At 66.6% G+C, this 17,264-nt stretch carries 17 protein-coding genes; 4 read left to right on the plus strand and 13 right to left on the minus strand.

Annotated features, from left to right (window positions below; all coding sequences use genetic code 11):
* Window positions 1–2 precede the first annotated feature (2 nt).
* On the plus strand, window positions 3–1,307 hold the full coding sequence (locus DFO45_RS06545) for an LLM class flavin-dependent oxidoreductase (protein WP_133864245.1): 1,305 nt from the start codon (window positions 3–5) through the stop codon (window positions 1,305–1,307).
* A gap of 6 nt (window positions 1,308–1,313) precedes the next feature.
* On the opposite strand, the gene DFO45_RS06550 is transcribed toward DFO45_RS06545, so the two are convergent.
* Window positions 1,314–2,093 (minus strand): VOC family protein, encoded by a 780-nt coding sequence (locus tag DFO45_RS06550; protein WP_133864246.1) that lies wholly within the window; start codon window positions 2,091–2,093, stop codon window positions 1,314–1,316.
* A gap of 240 nt (window positions 2,094–2,333) precedes the next feature.
* Between DFO45_RS06550 and DFO45_RS06555 the strand changes: the two genes are divergently transcribed.
* Both DFO45_RS06555 and DFO45_RS06560 read left to right on the plus strand, forming a co-directional pair.
* Window positions 2,334–2,771 carry a YciI family protein gene (locus DFO45_RS06555; RefSeq protein ID WP_012170978.1) on the plus strand — a complete coding sequence of 146 codons (438 nt, stop codon included), beginning with the start codon at window positions 2,334–2,336 and terminating at the stop codon, window positions 2,769–2,771.
* Window positions 2,772–2,839: 68 nt separating this feature from the next.
* Window positions 2,840–4,081: an RNA polymerase sigma factor gene (locus DFO45_RS06560; protein WP_133864247.1), complete on the plus strand. Its 1,242-nt coding sequence runs from the start codon at window positions 2,840–2,842 to the stop codon at window positions 4,079–4,081.
* On the opposite strand, the gene DFO45_RS06565 is transcribed toward DFO45_RS06560, so the two are convergent.
* From DFO45_RS06565 to DFO45_RS06615, 11 genes are all read right to left on the minus strand, one after another.
* On the minus strand, window positions 4,068–4,805 hold the full coding sequence (locus tag DFO45_RS06565) for a GntR family transcriptional regulator (protein ID WP_133864248.1): 738 nt from the start codon (window positions 4,803–4,805) through the stop codon (window positions 4,068–4,070). The two genes, DFO45_RS06560 and DFO45_RS06565, sit on opposite strands and share 14 nt — an antisense overlap.
* 118 nt (window positions 4,806–4,923) lie before the next feature.
* On the minus strand, window positions 4,924–5,730 hold the full coding sequence (locus DFO45_RS06570) for an ABC transporter permease (protein WP_133864249.1): 807 nt from the start codon (window positions 5,728–5,730) through the stop codon (window positions 4,924–4,926).
* Window positions 5,730–6,587, minus strand: a complete 858-nt coding sequence (locus tag DFO45_RS06575) for an ABC transporter permease (RefSeq protein ID WP_166657063.1) — start codon at window positions 6,585–6,587, stop codon at window positions 5,730–5,732. Before DFO45_RS06575 ends, DFO45_RS06570 begins: the two co-directional genes overlap by 1 nt.
* A 13-nt stretch (window positions 6,588–6,600) precedes the next feature.
* Entirely contained in the window at window positions 6,601–7,668 is a 1,068-nt protein-coding gene (locus DFO45_RS06580; protein WP_166657064.1) for an ABC transporter substrate-binding protein, read from the minus strand.
* 86 nt (window positions 7,669–7,754) lie between these two features.
* The gene (locus DFO45_RS06585) at window positions 7,755–8,282 is read right to left on the minus strand and encodes a 4-vinyl reductase (RefSeq protein ID WP_133864252.1); all 528 of its coding nucleotides are present in this window, start codon (window positions 8,280–8,282) and stop codon (window positions 7,755–7,757) included.
* A 37-nt stretch (window positions 8,283–8,319) separates the two neighbouring features.
* Window positions 8,320–9,294: a dipeptidase gene (locus DFO45_RS06590; RefSeq protein WP_133864253.1), complete on the minus strand. Its 975-nt coding sequence runs from the start codon at window positions 9,292–9,294 to the stop codon at window positions 8,320–8,322.
* A gap of 50 nt (window positions 9,295–9,344) precedes the next feature.
* A complete protein-coding gene (locus DFO45_RS06595; protein ID WP_133864254.1) occupies window positions 9,345–10,400 on the minus strand; it encodes an ABC transporter ATP-binding protein in 1,056 nt (351 codons plus the stop codon).
* 28 nt (window positions 10,401–10,428) lie between these two features.
* Entirely contained in the window at window positions 10,429–11,235 is an 807-nt protein-coding gene (locus tag DFO45_RS06600; RefSeq protein ID WP_133864255.1) for an ABC transporter permease, read from the minus strand.
* Complete coding sequence (locus tag DFO45_RS06605) at window positions 11,235–12,149, minus strand: ABC transporter permease (protein WP_245517973.1); 915 nt, start codon at window positions 12,147–12,149, stop codon at window positions 11,235–11,237. The genes DFO45_RS06600 and DFO45_RS06605 overlap by 1 nt, the downstream gene beginning before the upstream one ends.
* 8 nt (window positions 12,150–12,157) lie before the next feature.
* Window positions 12,158–13,231 (minus strand): extracellular solute-binding protein, encoded by a 1,074-nt coding sequence (locus DFO45_RS06610; RefSeq protein ID WP_133864256.1) that lies wholly within the window; start codon window positions 13,229–13,231, stop codon window positions 12,158–12,160.
* Window positions 13,232–13,308: 77 nt separating this feature from the next.
* Window positions 13,309–14,013, minus strand: a complete 705-nt coding sequence (locus tag DFO45_RS06615; protein ID WP_012170990.1) for an isochorismatase family protein — start codon at window positions 14,011–14,013, stop codon at window positions 13,309–13,311.
* A gap of 125 nt (window positions 14,014–14,138) precedes the next feature.
* Here DFO45_RS06615 and DFO45_RS06620 point away from each other — a divergent pair, with 125 nt between their 5' ends.
* Window positions 14,139–15,059, plus strand: a complete 921-nt coding sequence (locus DFO45_RS06620; protein ID WP_133864257.1) for a LysR family transcriptional regulator — start codon at window positions 14,139–14,141, stop codon at window positions 15,057–15,059.
* A gap of 56 nt (window positions 15,060–15,115) precedes the next feature.
* Here the strand turns inward: DFO45_RS06620 and DFO45_RS06625 are convergent, their stop codons facing one another.
* Window positions 15,116–17,140 (minus strand): HAMP domain-containing methyl-accepting chemotaxis protein, encoded by a 2,025-nt coding sequence (locus tag DFO45_RS06625; protein WP_166657065.1) that lies wholly within the window; start codon window positions 17,138–17,140, stop codon window positions 15,116–15,118.
* Window positions 17,141–17,264 lie beyond the last annotated feature (124 nt).

Consider the following 17,264-nt stretch of genomic DNA (forward strand, 5'->3'; position numbering starts at 1 on the left):
TCATGAAACGGCAGATGCATCTCGGCCTGTTCCTGCTGGGCACGGGCAGCCACATCGCGGGCTGGCGCATGCCCGGCGCGGTGGACAGTTTCCAGGACATCGAAGCGGTGTGCGAGATCGCCCGAACTGCCGAACGGGCGAAGTTCGACCTCATTTTCATGGGCGACAATCTCAATGCCGATCCCGCCGCCCATCCCTCCTATACGGCGCGCCTCGAACCGCTGACGCTGCTCTCTGCCGTCGCCATGGCAACAGAGCGCGTCGGCCTCGGTGCGACGGTCTCCACCACCTATTCCGATCCCTTCACGGTGGCGCGCGCTTTCGCTTCCCTCGACCACATCAGCCATGGCCGCGCCGCCTGGAATGCCGTCACCACCGCAGCGCCGGCCGCCGCCGCGAATTTCGGCACCCAGCATCCCGACCACGGTCGCCGCTATGAGATCGCCGGCGAATTCCTCGATACGGTGAAGGGGCTCTGGGACTGCTGGGCGGACGATGCCATCGTCGCCGACCGGGAGAGCGGGCTCTATATCGATCCCGCCAGGGTGAAGCCCCTCGATCACGAGGGCGCCTTCTTCAAGGTGAAGGGGCCGGTGAACATCGGTCGGGCGCCGCAGGGCCATCCGATCATTTCGCAGGCGGGCGGCTCGGAACCTGGCCAGCAACTGGCCGCACGCACCGCCGATCTGGTGTTCGCCGTCGTGCAGGACATTGACGAGGCGCGCGCCGGCTATCAGGCCCTCAAGGCGCGCCTTCCCGCCCTCGGCCGCCGGCCGGAGGAGGTCTGCGTGCTGCCCGGCGTGATGCCGGTGGTGGGGCGCACCGACCGGGAGGCCCGCGACAAGCTCAACGCGCTGATGCGCCATGTGAACGCCAGCAATGCGCTGGGCATGCTGTCCGAGCGCTTCGGCGTGGACATGAGCGCTTACGATCTCGATGGTCCCATCCCGGACCTGCCGAAGGCAGACACCTATCACTCCTTCACCGGCGTGATGCTGGCCAAGGCCCGGCGCGAGAGCATGACGCTTCGCGACCTCTACAATCTGGTCGCCGCCGCACGCGGGCATTGGGTGCTGTGCGGTTCCGCCGAGAGCGTGGCGGACACGTTGCAGGACTGGTTCGAGACCGAAGCGGCGGACGGCTTCAACGTCATGCCGCCCTATTTCCACGAGGGGTTTACGGATTTCACCGATCTTGTGGTGCCCCTCCTTCAGGAACGTGGCCTGTTCCGGGCCGATTACGAGGGCACGACGCTGCGCGACCACCTCGGCCTGCAGCGTCCCGCCAATCCCAATTTCCCGGCCTGAGGCGCGTCAGGTCATCTCGCCCGCCGGCGGGGCGACGACGGCGAAATAGGCGCCCTGCGGATCGCGACCCTGCGCGATCCAGGCGCCGCCCGGCACTTCCATGGGCCCGTGAAGCACCTGCCCGCCTTCCGCGGCGATGGTCGCCACCGCCGCAGCGATGTCGGGCACCTGCGCATAATAGAGCCAGCCGGGCGCCGGCATCTCCGGCGGCTTGTTGAACATGCCGCCGATGGCCCGCCCACCGTGCTCGAAGAGCTGGTAGGTGCCCATACCCCCCATGTCGATGGGCTCGCCCTTGGTCCAGCCAAACAGCTCCGCATAGAAGGGGAAGACCGCCGGCCAGTCACTGGCGGCGAGTTCGTGCCACCCCACCGCACCCATACGGTTCGCCGGCGCGGGCGGCGGCGCGTTGCCTTCGTTCCAGTGGATCAGCGACAGCACCGCGCCCTGCGGATCGCCGATCACCGCAAAGCGGCCGACGTCGGGAATGTCCGCCGGCGGGGAATGGATGATGCCGCCGGAAGCCGACACGCGGGCGGCGGTGGCATCGACATCCTCCACCTCCACATAGCCCATCCAGTAGGGGCCGATGGCGGCCTTCAGCACGTCTTCCGGCAGCGCCATCATGCCGCCGACATCGACACCGTCCTTCGACAGGAGGATGTAGGTCATGCCCTGCATCCCCGCATCTCGCCCCTGCCAGTCAAGCAGGCGACGGTAGAATGCACCGGCGGCCTCCACGTCCGTGGTGCAGAGCTGGTACCAGCTGAAGTCTCCATGTGGCATGTGGCGTTCCCCTTTATTTCAGTGAAACTTGGACTCTGCCGTCTCGTTCTGATCATCTTGGGTCGACGACATCGCAGGACTTAAACCAACCTTGCGACATGTGATAGACAAAAGCATCCCGCCCTGCGGCTCCGGGAGCCGGCAAAGGTGGAGAAGAGGCGCCCGGAAAAAATTGCGGCGCAGTGTCGGTTTGCGAGCCGGCCGGACGTCCTTGGGGCGCATCATCTAGAGGAGGACAGGATGCGCGTAATGGTTCTGGTGAAGGCGGACGTGAACAGCGAGCAGGGCGCCCTGCCTCCGGCCAAGCTGCTGGAGGACATGATGGCCTATAATGAGGAACTGGTGAAAGCCGGCATCATGGTCGCGGGCGAGGGACTGAAGCCGTCCTCGCAAGGGGTGCGCATCCGTTTTTCGGGCGACCAGCGCACCGTGACCGAGGGCCCCTTCGCCGAGACGCGCGAACTCGTCGCCGGCTTCTGGATCTGGGAGGTGGAGTCGATGGCGCAGGCCGTGGAATGGGCCAAGCGCTGCCCCAATCCGCAGCTCTCGGATTCCGATCTCGAAATCCGCCCCTTCTATGCGCTTTCGGACTTCGGCGAGGTGGTGACCCCGGAGGTGGAAGCGCAAGTGGAGCGCCTCACGGCCGCCATCGAAGGCCAGCACGGCAAATACATGTGACGGTGACGGACGACGAGGTCGCACAGGCGAAAGAGCCGCGCCCAAGCCTTCGCGGGGATCGCGACTCCATGGATGCGGCCTTTCGGGCCGCGTCCCCCGCCGCCATGGCCGCGCTGTTACGCGGGCTGGGCACGCTCGACCGGGCGGAAGACGCCTTTCAGGAGGCCTGCCTGCGCGCCCTCGCCCACTGGCCGGAGCGCGGCCCGCCCCACGATCCGACGTCGTGGCTGGTGAGGGTCGGCCGCAATGCCGGCATCGACAGGCTCCGCCGGCACGCCCGAGAGGCGGGGCTGCCGACCGAGCATCTGGGGCCCGCGACGCCGGACGAGGAAGACCGGCGCGCGGACGCCCTCGACCGGACCGGCCTCGGCGACGATGTGCTGCGCCTCCTGTTCATCTGTTGCCATCCTGACTTGGCGCCGGCGCATCAGATCGCGCTGGCCCTGCGCGTGGTCTGCGGGCTCAGCGTGCCGGAGATCGCCCGCGTCTTTCTCATGGGCGAAGCGGCGATGGAACAGCGGATCACACGCGCCAAGCGCCGGGTGGCCCAGGCCGGCCTTCCCTTCGAGACGCCCGCACCGCGCGAGCGGCAGGCGCGCCTGTCCGCCGTCTCGGCCATGGTCTATCTCATCTTCACCGAGGGCCATTCGGCATCCGCGCAGGAAAGCGGCCGCAAGGCGCCCCTCTGCTTGGAAGCCATAAGGCTCGGCCGCCTTCTGGCGCAGCTCTTCCCCGAGGAGCCTGAGGTGCTCGGGCTCCTCGCTTTGATGCTCCTCCATGACGCCCGCGCACCCGCCCGCTTCGGCGGTGACGGGGCCATCATTCTGCTGGAGGATCAGGACCGCCGCCTCTGGAACCGCGCCGCCATCGCCGAGGGCACGGCCCTCACCAACCGCGCCTTCCGCATGCACCGGCCCGGTCCCTATCAGCTTCAGGCCGCCATTGCGGCCCTGCATGCCCGCGCGCCGGATGTCGATCGCACGGACTGGGTTCAGATCGAGCAACTCTATGGCGTGCTTGCGGACATGGACCCGACGCCGGTCGTCATCCTCAACCACGCGGTGGCGCTCTCGCGGGCGAAAGGTCCCACCGAAGGTCTGGCGCGGATCGCGCCGCTGGCGCAGGCGCTCGCCAGCTATTTCCATTACCACGCGGTTCTCGGCCATCTGCTGGAGCGTCTCGGCGCACGGGAAGAGGCCCACGCGGCCTATGCACGAAGCCTCGATCTTGCGCCCAGCGCTGCGGAGGCCGCACAGGTCCGGCTCTATATGGATCGGCTGGCCGCGCCGACGCCCGTCAGCCCCCAATGACCTCGCGGGGATCGGCGTCGAAATAGTCGGGATTGACGTCCCGGATCAGGCCGAGGCTGCCGTGCAGCGTCTTCACGTGCCGTCGCATGGCGGCCGAGGCCGCTTCCACGTCATGGGCTGCGATGGCAGCGACGATCTCGCTGTGCTCGCGGATCACCCGGTCCATCCGCCCGGGATGAGGCAGGCTCAGATGACGGCAGCGGTCCACCTGCGTCTTGAGATGCAGGACCAGCCGCCAGATGCCGGGCAGGCCCGCGATCTCGGCAATGGTCTGGTGCAAGGCATCGTCCGCCGCATGGAAGGCGCGATGGTCGCCCCGCGCCGCCACGGCCATTTCGTCCGCGATCACCGCGTCGAGCCGCTTGAGGTCCGCCGCACTCGCCTTTTCGGCGGCCGCCTGGGCGGTGACGTCCTCCAGCGCCGCGCGGGCGATCATGGCCTCGTGCAGGCTCGCCAGAGGAATGCGGGAGACATAGGTGCCGGACTTGGGGGCGATCTCCACCAACCCCTCGTCCGCGAGCCGCAGCAGCGCCTCGCGCACCGGCGTGCGGCTGAGCCCATGGGCCGCCGCGATCTCCTTTTCGGCGATCACTTCGCCGGGAACGCGCTTCAGGGATACGATCTCGTCCCGCAACTGATGGTAGACGACGCTCGCGGCCGTCAACCGGCGTGGCCCGCTCTCGTCTCCCGGAAGCGCGAGGCCCACGGCCTGCAAGCGTTCCATGCGCATCCCCCAAGTGGTGGCGGGACGATGCGCCGAAACGAAGCGGTCGTCATCCCGATCCATGGTCAGGCGATACAAAACGCCGGCGCCCCCCGCAAGCGCCGGTGCAGCGCCCCTGCTATGCGGCAAAACCTCCCCCCTTGCCCGCCACGCCGCCGCGCAGGATCAGCAGGCCGGACAGCGCCGCGGTGACGACCAGCGTCAGGCCGGAGACCGCCGCAATGGACGGCTCCAACTGGTAGGAGAGGCTGGAGAAGATCTGGATCGGCGCCGTGGTCATGCGGCTCGCGAGGAAATAGGTGACGATGAACTCGTCGAACGAGGTGATGAAGGCGAACACCGCCCCGCCGATGAGACCGGGCCGGATGATCGGCAGTGTCACCCGCCACAGCGCCACCGGCAGAGGCGCACCGAGACTGGCTGCCGCCTGCTCCAGCGAGCGGTCGAAGGCCTGAAGGCTCGCGCCCACGGTGACGATCACATAGGGGATGCACAGCACCAGATGGGCGGCGATGAAGCCCATCAGCGTGTCGTCGAAGCGCAGCGGCAGGAACACCCGGTAGATGGCCATGCCCAGCACCACGTGCGGCAGCACCATGGGTGAGACCAGCAGGGTGCGTAACGCCTTGCGCGTGATGAGCGGTCCGCGGTCGAGGCCGAGTGCCGCCGCCGTGCCGAACAGCAGCGCCAGCGGCGTCACCACGCCGGCAACGATCAGGCTGGTGCCGACCGCCTTCCGCCAGGTGTCATCCTGAAAGATGAAGCCGTACCAGCGCAGGCCGTAGGCCTTCGGCGGGAAAGACAGATAGTCCTCGGCGGTGAAGGACTGAATAAGCAGGATCACCTGCGGCAGGATGAGGAAGATCATCACCGCCACGGCGACGATGCTGACGAGGAGGCCCAGGGGCCGCTTGGCGTCGGTCATCAGGCGCCCTCCCCGCGCATGCGCTCGATGCGCTTCTCCGCCCGGCTCGACAGGCCAAGGACGATGAGGATGAAGGCGAGCAGCACGATGGCGAAGGCCGCCGCCCGGCTCCAGCCAAACTGGTTGCGCACGAGGTCGGTCATGACCATCGGCAAAGTGGTGACGAAGCTGCCGCCCATGATCACCGGCGTCAGATAGACGCCCATGGACAAGACGAAAACGAGCGTTGTCCCCGCGATCAGGCCCGGAAGGCTCAAGGGAAAGGTGACGCGCCAGAAGACCGTGGTGCGCGAGGCGCCAAGGCTCGCCGCCGCATCTTCGACGGACGGGTCGATGGACAGCAGCGAGGAAAAGACCGGCATCACCAGAAAGGCGAGATAGACGTGGGTCACGCCCACGACGACGCCGAACGTATTGTAGAGGAGCGGCAGCGGGCCATCGATGAGACCGCTCTGGCGCAGCAGGGCATTCACCATGCCCTCGCGCCCCAGCACCAGCAACCAGGCCACATTGCGCACCACGACGCTGGTGAGCAGCGGCGAGATGACGATGGTGAGCGCTACGAGCCGCAGGACGGGCCCGGCGCGACGCATGAACAGCGCCAGCGGATAGCCGAACAGTATGCACCCGGCGGTGATGAGCAGCGACAGCCGCACCGTGCGCCAGAAGATGGAAAGCGTGACGCCATCCGTAAAGAAGGCGGCGTAATTGGCGGAGGTCAGCCCGCCGCCGGCGCCGGCATGCAGGCTCTCGGAGCCGAGGATGCCAAGCGGCACGAAGAAGATCAGGGCATAGAGGACGAAGGTGGGGGCAATGAGCCCCCACCAGAAGATCCGCCGGCCGGTGCGGAGCGCCATGGATGATCTCCGCTCAGCTCTGCTTCCACGCATCCCAGCGCCGGCGCCATTCGGGCAGATTGTCGACGATAGCCTCGTAATCCTCCGGCACCGCGCGGGCGAGTTCCTCGGGCGTCGAGACGACCACACGCTTGGCGATCTCCGGCGAATAGACGACCTTCTTGTTGGGCGAGGCGTAGAACAGCTTCTCGGCCATCGCCTGCTGCGGGGCGACGGTGCAGGAGAAGTTGATGAAGGCCTTGGCGAGATCCGGATTGCGGGCGCCGCGCGGAATGCAGAAGGGATCGGCGCGCGTGAAGAAACCTTCCTGCGGGCTGACGAAATCGATCGGCACGCCCTGATCCTTCAGCGGATAGACGCGCCCGTTCCACACGGCGATGAGCGAAACCTCGCCCGAGCGGATCAGCTGCTCCGCCTGCGCGCCGGTCGTCCAGAGGGTGGCAAGGTTGGGCCGCAGTTTGGTGAGGGCGGCGAAGGTCGCATCGTCCACCGGCAGGGGCTTGCCCTTCACGACGAGATTGACCATTTCGAGGGCCTGATCGAACAGGGCCTCGTTGAGCGCCACCTTGCCCTTGTACTGCGGGTCCCAGAGATCCGCCCATTTGGTGGGCGGCGTCTTCACCTTCTCGGTGTTGTAGCCGATGCCATAGCTCCACAGCACCAGCTTCGGCCCGTGCGGGGTGATGTAGCTGGGATAGAGGTTGGCATATTCCGGCATGTCCTTCGCGTCGATGGTCTGGAACAGGTTGTTCCGGACGCCGAAGACATAGTCCGTCATCTGCATGGGGATGACATCGGCATCGGGCCGGCCCGCATCCACCTGCGCCTTGATCTTCGCCATGGGCGGCGAGGAACCCTGCATGGTGAGCACCTCGACCTTCACGCCGGTCTTCTGGGTGAAGGGATCGATCCAGTGGTCCTTGATGACCTTTCCGAGCAGGCCGTCGAAATTATAGACCACCAGCGTCTCGCCCGCGGCGAGCGAGCGGGTGATCACCGCTGGTGCCGCCAGCGGCGCGGCGGCGAGCATCCCGAGCCCCTTGAGCGCCGTGCGGCGGCTGAGGCGGATCTTGTCCGTCATTGTCTGTTCCCCTTCTTGAGTTGAGCGAAGGCCTGCGCGCCTTGAGGCGCGTTCTGGTATCGTTGGCGTTGGAAATCGGCGGCGGATCAGGCGGCCGGCGTCACCTCGAACAGGCAGAAGGCATGGCCTTCCGCGGCGCATTGCGTCTCGGCCGACTGGAGCTTGCGCGGCGCGCCCGCCTGCTCGCAGACGAATTCGAGGGCACCGGCGAGCCAGGGCGCGAACATGTAGCAGAGCTTGCGCCCCGCCCCTCGCGTCTCGTCCGTGACGAAGGAGGAATGGTCGAGCCGCACGGTGGCCGTGCCCGCCGCCGGATCGATGGCGAGGATGGAGAACTTGCCCCAGCCGCGCTGGGACAGGCGCTTCATGTAGTGGGCGAACACATCGACGCCTCTGAGGCCATAGACCTCGCTCTGCTTCTTGCACCACACATAGGCCGACTTGTGCCCGGCGGGCGCCAAGGCGGAATTGAAGGCCTCCGCGCCGATCTCCGCCTCGATGGCGAAGTGGTTGTTGTTGTAGAAATGCTGGGGCACCAGGATCATGGGCATCTGGTCGGCGTACCAGCGCCCCGTTTCCGGATCGACGTCGAGTTCGATTTCAGGCTTGGCCACGGACGGCTCCTTCTGTTGCGGCGGGATGAGCGGGGCCTCAGCGGCCCCACACGTCCTTCAGGAGTTGCAACCAGTTGCCACCCATCACCTTCTCGATCCGGCCGGTGGACCAGCCGCGCTGCTCCATGGCGGCGGTGAGGTTCGGGAAGTCGCCGATCTCGCGGAAGCCCTCGGGATTGATGACGGCGCCGAAGTCGGTGAGCTTGCGGCCGAAACCCTTGTCGTGGGTGATCCAGTCGAAGAAGGGCTGGCCATAGCCCTGCGTGAAGTCGGTGCCGACGCCGACGATATCCTCGCCCACGAGGTTGATGACGTATTCCATCGCCTCGACATAATCGGCCACCGTCGCGGCCGGGCCTTTCTTGAGGAAGGGCGGGAACATGGTCACGCCGACGAAGCCGCCCTTCTCGGCGATGAAGCGCAACTGCTCGTCGCTCTTGTTGCGCTTGTGCTCCTTGAGGCCGGACGGCAGGCAGTGGGAATAGGCCACGCGCTGCTTGGAGGCCTTGATGACGTCCTCGGAGGTCTTCGGCCCCACATGCGAGAGATCGCACAGGATGCCGAGGCGGTTCATCTCGGCCACCACGTCATGGCCGAAGTCGGAAAGGCCGCTGTCGCGGCTCTCGTAACAGCCCGAGCCCACCCAGTTCTGGGTGTTGTAGGTCATCTGGATGATGCGGATGCCGAGTTCGTGGAACAGCGGCAGATATTCGATGCGGTCCTCGATGGCACTGGTGTTCTGCCAGCCGAGGATGATGCCCGTCTTGTTCTCCGCCTTGGCGCGGAGGATGTCCTCGGAGGTGTAGACCTGCGTGATGAGATCCGCGTGGGTGCGGAAATCGGCCTTCCACTTGGCGATATTGCGCATGGTCTCGGTGAAGTTCTCCCACACCGAGCAGGTGCAGTTGGCGGCCGTCAGGCCGCCCTTGCGCATGTCCTCGAAAACCGGGCGGCTGAAATCGGAAATGATCAGGCCGTCAATGACGATCAGGCTGTCGTGAAGCGTCGACACGATACTCTTCCTTCGCTTGAAAAAATGGAGAACGGACTGAGACCGGAAGCTCAGAGCGGCACGAGAACCGCCGCCTCCGGCTGCCAGGAGACATGAACCGGCTGACCCGCGTTCAGCGGGCTTGGGCCGCCGGCGGCCGGCGAGGGGCAGCGGGCGGTGAGCGTGAGGCCCGAGGCGGCCCGCACCTGATAATCGATGACGAGGCCCCGATAGGTGGCCAGTTCCACCCGGCCGGGCAGATGGCCCTGCCCGCCCTCGCCCACCGCGATGACGATCCGTTCGGGGCGCACGCCGAGGGCCACGTCCTCCTTGCCCGGCGGCGGGCCGGCGACCGGCACCACCTCGCCCGTCGCGAGCCGGAAGCCCCCGGTGTCGGGGCGCCCCGGCAGAAGGTTCGTCACCCCCATGAATTCGGCCACGAAATGGGATTTCGGCGTGGCAAAGACCTCGTCCGGCGAGCCCTCCTGCTCGATGCGCCCGGCGCGCATCACCACCACCCGGTCGGACACTGAGAGCGCCTCGTCCTGATCATGGGTTACGAAGATGGTGGTTATGCCGAGTGACCGCTGGATCTGCCGGATTTCCAGCTTCATCTCCTGCCGCAACTGGGCATCGAGGTTGGAGAGCGGCTCGTCGAGCAGCAGCACGTCCGGCTCGATCACCAGCGCCCGGGCCAGCGCCACGCGCTGCTGCTGGCCGCCGGACAATTGCTTGGGCAGGCGCTCCGACAGGTGGCCGAGGCGCACCTTGTCCAGCGCCGTCTTCACCCGCGCGGCGATGTCAACCTTGGAGACCTTGCGCATCTCGAGGCCGAAGGCGACGTTCTGCGCGACGCTCATGTGCGGGAACAGCGCGTAATTCTGGAAGCCGAAGCCCATGTTGCGCTTGTGCGGCGGCAGGTGGGTGACGTCGCGCCCGCCCACCATGATGCGCCCCTCGGTCACCGGCACGAAGCCGCCGACCATGCGCAGCGTCGTGGTCTTGCCGCAGCCGGAGGGGCCGAGCAGCGCCACCAGTTCCCCTTGCCCGATAGATAGGGAGACATGGTCCACGGCGACCATGTGCTCGTAGCGCTTGACGATGGACTGGAGAACGACCTCGGACATGGAAGCACCCGTGTTCGCAGCCCGGCGCTCAGAAGGCGCGGGCAAGTTTGGCGTAGCGGTCGCTGACGATGAGCAGCGTACCGATGATGAGGATCTGGACGGTGGCGACGGCGGCGACCGTGGAATCGAGGTTCCACTCCAGATAGGAGACGAGCGCGATCTGGAGCGTGGTGCGGCCCGGCCCCACGAGGAAGATCGACTTCTCCAGATCGATGAAGGAGATGACGAAGGAGAACAGCGCCGCCGCGACGATGGCGGGGCGGATCATCGGCAGCGTCACCCGCCGGAACACCGTGAAGGGCGTCGCCCCGAGCGAGGATGCCGCCTCCTCGCAGGAGCTGTTGGCGCCCGCGAGGCCTGCCGTGACAAGTCGCACCGTCCAGGGCAGCGCGATGAGGCCATGGGCGACCAGCAGGCCGCCGAAGGTGCCGGTCACGTCCCGGTCGATCAGCACCTCCAGCTCGATGAAGGCGATGAACAGCGCCGCGCCGCCGACGATGCCGGGCACCACCATAGGCGCCAGCAGCAGCGTCTGGATGGCATCGCGCCCCGGGGAGCGATAACGCACCAGCGCAAGGCTCGCCGGAACGCCAAGCCCGAGAGAGATGATGACCGCGCACAACGCCGTCTCCACGCTGGTGAGGAAGCCGTTGCGGAAGGCCTCCTGCTCCCAGGCCCGCGCATACCAGGACAAGGTGTAGCCGGTGGGCGGGAAGGAGAGGATGCGGTTCTCGAAGAAGCTCACCCAGACGATGGCGACCAGCGGCAGCAGCACGAAGGCGAGCACGGTGGCGGAGAGGCCGGCATAGATGCGGCGGATGGCAAGCGCGCCCATCACTCGCTCCATTTCCGGTAATGCCGCTGCACGAGCACATTGGCGGTGGTGGTGAGGAACAGGGTGACGGCCATCAGCACGAAAGCGAGCGCGGCGCCGAAGGGCCAGTTCATGGCCTTGGCCACCTGCTGGTAGACGGTGGGCGCCATCATGTGGAAGGTCGGCCCACCGATCAGCACCGGCGTCGCATAGGCATTCATCGAGAGGATGAAGCACAGCATGGTGCCGGCGAGGAGGCCCGGCAGCGCCAGCGGCAGCACCACCCGGCGCAGCACCACCCCATGCGGCGCGCCGAGGCTGGCTGCGGCCGCCTCCAGATTCTCGTCGATGCCCTCCAGCACGCTCTGGAGCGTCACGATCATGAAGGGCAGCATCACGGAGACGAGGCCGATGACGACGGCGGTCGGCGTGTACATCAGCTTGACGGCGGAGAGGCCCACGCTGCCGAGTGCGGCATTGAACAGGCCCTTGTCGCCGAGGATCACCATCCAGGCGGCGGTGCGCACCGCATTGCCCATGAGCAGCGGCAGGATGATGAGGATGAGCAGGCGCGGCTTCCACTTCGGCCCGGCGTGGCGCACTAGCGCGTAGGCCACGGGGAAGCCTGCCAGCAGGCACAGGGCGGTGGAGAGGGCAGACACCCAGAGCGTGGTGCCCAGCACCTCCTGATAGAAGCTGTCGGAAAAGAACTTCTGATAATTGGCGAGGGTCAGCGCCTCGACCATCATCTGGCCCGGCACGAAGCGGTTGAGGCTATAGCGGAACATCAGCGCTAGCGGCGCCACCAGCCCGAGCAGCACGAAGAGCGTGGCCGGCGCCGCCAGCCCGAAGGCCGGCGACACGCGGACGCCGGCCCGCGCGCGAGGCGCGGGCACATCCATTTCCATCTGACCGTTCATCGCTGAGGCGGGCATGTCGCGGCTCAGCGGGCGATGTTCTTGTTCCACCACTCCAGCCATTCGGCCGTATTCTTGGCCACGTGCTCATAATCGGGGAATTTGAGCGCCGCTGCCTCCGCCGCCGTGAAGTCGATCTTCGCTTTCAGCTCGGGCGAAAGGGCTGCCTTGGCGTTGGCCGGAGCGTAGAAGCTGGCGCCCGCGAGGCCCGCCATGGCCTTGGGATCGAGCATGGCGTTGAAATAGACATAGGCCAGCTCCGGGCTCGGGGCCCGCTTGGGCAGGGCCGCGCCGAACATGACGGCGATGGCGCCCTCGGCCGGATACTGGATGGCGAGCGGCGCCCCATCATTGGCCCACTGGAGGCCGCGCGCCTTGTAATTGATGGCGATGTCCACCTCGCCATTGGCAAGGCCCGCCGCCAGTTGCTGATGGGCGGCATAGATGCGCGGCTGGGTCAGCTCCTTCAGCTCGATGAGGCGCTTCTTGCCCTCTTCCGTATTGGTGACGTTACCGCCCTTGATCAGGCCGGCCATCATCACATAGTTGAAATAAAGCTGGTTGGTGAGGCCGAGCTTACCGACCCACTTCTTGTCCCACAACTCCGCATAGGACTTCGGCGGGTTCGGCACCTTGTCCTTGTTGTAGATGAGCGTCACGCCGCTATAGAGCCAAGGCACGAAGAAGGGCTTCGACTTCAGCGCGGGGACCACATCCGCATAGTTCGGCACCTTGGCGAAATCGATGTCGGCCAGCACGTCCTGACCGTTCAGTTCGACGCTGTCGCCCTCATTGATATGGATGACGTCGATGGTGCCGCGGCGCAGGCGCTTCTCGGCGATGAGCTTGGCCTTGCGCTCCGGCTCCATGCCGAGGTCCCGGACGATCTTGATGCCCTGGCTTTCCACCAGCGGCGCCTCGACGAACTTGATGGTGCGTTCGTTCCAGTCGCCGCCCCAGTTGGAGACCACAAGCGTGCCCTCAAGGGCGGCGGCGCCACGGGGCAGGCCGAACGCGGCGCTGCCGGCAGCAAGGCCAAGGCCCGCGAGGACAGAGCGGCGCGAAAAGGGCGCAGAAAAGTGAGTAGTCGTCTTCGTCATGTCCGCCTCTGGATTTTTATGATGCGTGCGTGGCGAAGAGGCGCGCACGGAGCGCGCGCCTCGTGGACGGACCGGCCTCAGGCGGCAGCGCGCGTACCCACGTCGTCCAGATAGGCGATGCAGCGCGACAGGGGCTCCACATCGGCGAACTTGGCGTCGATATCGAACAGGTTCCAGGCCACCGCACCCGGCACGCGATCGCCGATGCATTCCTTCACCGCAATGGTGCGGAAGCCTTCCGCAAGCCCGTCGCACAACGTCGTGCGCACGCAGGCGGAGGCGGTGACGCCGGTGACAAGGATGGTGTCGACATTGTTGGCGCGCAGGAAGCCGGCGAGATAGGTGCCGTGGAAGGCCGAGGCGCGCTTCTTGATGAGAACCTGTTCGCCCGGCACCGGCTCGATGCGGCTGTCGATGGCCCAGAGGTCCGGCTTGTCCTGAGCCACCACTTCAACCGGGATCTTCTGGTGCCAGAGCCCCATGTCCGTGGCATCGCTGGCGCGGTCGGTCACCTGATAGCAGGTCGTGACATGAACCACGGGATGGCCGTTGCGGCGGCACGCGGCCAGCAGCGCCTGCACGCCCGGAATGATCTCCTCGTCGATCTTCTCGCAGGTGAAGGGATTGCCGGGGCGCGTCCAGGCATTGGCGAGATCCACATTGATCAGTGCGGGCCGCCGGCCGAAGCCGACACGGCGCTGGAAGCCGTTGCGCTGGTAGAGTTCGCTCGCCTTGCCGAAGGCAGCCGAAAGGGCTGCGTCGAGTTCCGCATCGAAAGCCATCGCTGTCGTCCTCTGGAGGTTCGCGCTGTTGTTGCTGCGCTTGACCGCAACGATGGGGCCGTTCGATCGAGAATGGGAAATTCTAATTTCTTCGCTATTGATATGGTTTTTGGTATGAATTCCGGATGCGTTTCGACCTGCGCCACATTCGGAGCTTCATCGTCCTCGCCGAGACCTTGCATTTCGGCCGGGCGGCGGAACGGCTGAACATGACCCAGCCCGGCATGAGCCGGCTGATCGGCGAGCTCGAGCGGGAGGTGGGCGTTCCCCTCTTCCGCCGAACCACGCGTACCGTGGAGCTGACGGAAGCCGGCAAGGCCTTCCTCGGGGAATGCGCGCTCGCCATGGACCGGCTCGACCGCGCGGTGTCCATCGCCCGGCGTACCGCCAAGGGCGAGACCGGCATCCTGCGCATCGCCTACATGGATTTCGCCATCAACGGGCGCCTGCCGGAACTGTTGCGCAGCTTCAGCCGCATGCGGCCGGACATCCGGCTTGAACTGTCCTTCATCGCGACGCTGAAACAGTATGAGGCGCTGCTGGCGGACCGCATCGACATCGGCTTCCTCATCGGCCCCGTGGACCAGCCGGGGCTCGCCAGCTACACCTTTGACCGCGACCGCTACGTGGTCCTTCTGCCGACCACCCACCCGCTCTCGAACGTGCGCAACCTGCGCCTGTCGGATCTCGCCCGCGAGCCCTTCGTGCTCGGGTCCGGCGAGAACTGGGGCGCCTTCCGCAACCAGCTCTTCGCGCTCTGCCACCGGGCCGGTTTCGTGCCGGACATCGTGCAGGAAGCCTCCTCCTCGGAAGGCATCTTCGGCCTCGTGGCAGCCGGGGCGGGCATCAGCCTCTATGCGAGCTGTGTGCGCAACCTCCAGCGCCGGGGCATCGTCATCCGCGAGATCGAGGACACGCCGGACCAGCTTCTCACCTGCGCCGCCTGGATCAGCCCGACGCAGTCGCCTGGCGTTCAAGTGTTCGTGGATTTCCTCTCACAGGTCTGGGGCGGTCAGGCGGCGCACATTCCGGCCCCATCGGCCTGAAACGCAGACGGGCGGCCGAAGCCGCCCGCTGCGTGTCTCTTGCGGGGCGATGCGGCTCAGGCGGCCCGGACCGTCTGGAGGAAGCGCGCCATTTCCGCGCTCAGCGCCTGCGCCTGGCCCTGGAGGTCGGAGGATAGCGTCAGCACCTGCCCCGCTGCAGACCCCACGCTCTGCGCGGTCTGTGCAACGCCGGTGATGTTGCCGGTCACCTCGCTCGTGCCCGCGGACGCTTCCGCGACGCTGCGCACGATCTCGCCGGTGGCGACACCCTGCTGCGCCACGGCCGCCGCGACGGCGTTGGCGTAGGTGTTCATCTCCTGAATGGTGGTGGCGATACGGCCGATGGCATCCACCGCCTTGCCGGTGGTGGACTGGATGGCGCCCACCTGCCCCGAGATCTCGGCGGTGGCCTTGGCCGTCTGGTCGGCGAGTTCCTTCACCTCGCTCGCCACCACTGCGAAGCCCTTGCCTGCCTCACCCGCGCGCGCCGCCTCGATGGTGGCATTGAGGGCAAGGAGGTTGGTCTGGCCGGCGATCGAGCTGATGAGGTTCAGGATGTCGCTGATCTTGGCCGCAGCCAGCGAGAGTTCGCGGACGATCTCGCCCGTGGCATGCGCCTCGTTCACGGCGGTCATGGAGACGTCCGCTGCCTGCTGCACCTGCCGGCGGATTTCCTGCACGGAGCTGCCGAGTTCCTCCGCAGAGGAGGCGACGACGTTGACGTTCGCCGCCGCCTGCTCGGCCGCAGCGGCAACGGTGTTCGAGCGGCCGGCGGTGTCGTCGGCGCTCTGCGAGAGCACCTGCGCCGAGGCCTTGAGCTGGTCGGCGGAAGCCCCCACGGCGCCGATGATGCCTCCCACATTGGTCTCAAACAGATCCGCGAGCTGCTGCATGGCATCGCGGCGCTCGGCCTCCGAACGCGCTCGGGCGGCGGCGGTTTCCGCTTCCAGCGCGCTGTTGCGCAGCAGGCTGTCCTTGAACACCTGAACGGAGCTGGCCATGTGGCCGATCTCGTCCTTACGGCCGACACCGGGGATTTCGGTCTCCAGCTCGCCGTCGGCGATCCGGCCGATGGCCGCCGTCATCTGGAACAGAGGACGAATGGCCCGGCGCTGCACCACCACGAGCACGGCAAGGGCAGCAAGCACCACCACCACGAGGCCGACGACTGAAAGGATCAGGTTCTGGCGCGCGGAGGCGATGGCACTGTCGATGGCAAGCTCGGAGCCTTCGAACGCGGCGTCGCGCAGGGCGATGACGACGTTCCACATGCGGAAGGTGCGCTCGCGATAGGTGCTGCCGTCGATGGGGAAGTCGCCTGTCTCGAAATACTTCGCCATCTCGTCCCGCAGGCCGGCGAAGAACTGGATGTAGTCGCTGTTCGCCTTGTCGAGCGCCGGCTTGAAGGAGGGCGCACCGCCCGTCACGTTCCGCAGCTCCCACAGGCCACCCCAGAGCTGATCAACGCGCCCCTGCAACGTGTAGAACTGGATGCGCTGCTCGGGCGTCACCGGCTTGTGCGCAGCCACCAGCGACTGCAGCATGCCCGCCTGACGTCCGCCGTAATCACGCAGGTCCAGGATAGCGGCACCGACGTTGCCCCAGGCGAAGGCGACGCCGTTGGCGGGCGCCATCTTGCGCAGCTGCGTGTTGAGCGCCTGCGCCGCGAGCGTGTTCATGGCGCTCGCCTTGTCGGTCACCACATTGGCCGCCGTGCCGCGCTGGTTGATGGGCAGGGCCATGGCGCTGGACTGGGTGTCCTTGATCTGGCGATAGGCCTCGTCGAGCTGCTTCGACACCGCGATGATGGCGTCCGCGTCGGCAAGCTGGCCGACCGTCGCCTCGGTGCGGGCGCGGATGGCGGCCAGCGCCTTTTCGGAGGCCTCGCGATAGGCCGGCAGATCGGTGCGGCTGACCTGATCGCTCGTCATGGTCTGGATGGCGAGCGTGAGCAGGCCGCGCTCCGGGTTCATAACCCGCGGCACGTCGGCAAGCGCACGAACCACCTCCAGCCGGAGGCGCGCATCCTGGCTCAGGGTGAGCTGGTTGTACTGCCGCACGGCCATCATGATCGATAGCACGCAGGCTATCGCGGCAACACACAGGATGGACAGAGATAGCAGGCGCTTGATCGTCACGGGTGGCGTCTCCCTAAGGCTGTAGCTGGCCTGCCGCCTTCTTCAAGCGGCATTTACGTCCAGCCTG

The sequence above is a fragment of the Azorhizobium sp. AG788 genome (genome assembly GCF_004364705.1).
GTDB lineage: Bacteria > Pseudomonadota > Alphaproteobacteria > Rhizobiales > Xanthobacteraceae > Azorhizobium > Azorhizobium caulinodans.